This window comes from Streptococcus sp. 596553, from assembly GCF_900411395.1.
GTDB lineage: Bacteria > Bacillota > Bacilli > Lactobacillales > Streptococcaceae > Streptococcus > Streptococcus mitis_BA.
In genome coordinates this window covers 1-253 of record NZ_OXCQ01000043.1, presented here as the reverse complement: position 1 = coordinate 253, position 253 = coordinate 1, and the positions used below count along the sequence as shown (strand labels likewise).

Genomic DNA, 253 nt, shown 5'->3' with positions numbered 1-253 from the left:
GAAGACGCCTTGGCAGAAGCGAAACGCAAGGTCAATGAAGCGACTGACCAAGCAGGAGTTGAGAAAGCTAAGCAGGCTGGAGAAACAGCGATTAACCAAATTACTGCCACAGCGACGACCAACAGCAACGCGATTGCCTCTCTGGATAATACAGCGAATACGAAGAAAGCGTCATTTGACACGGTTCAGCACTTAACAACAGAAGAGAAGAAAGCGGCGATTAAGAAGGTTGAAGACGCCTTGGCAGAAGCGA

At 49.0% G+C, this 253-nt stretch carries 1 protein-coding gene; it reads left to right on the top strand.

The window, feature by feature from the left end:
* Positions 1–253, top strand: a 253-nt coding sequence (locus DSY56_RS11725; RefSeq protein ID WP_160109937.1) for a DUF1542 domain-containing protein, incomplete at both ends; no start/stop codon positions are given.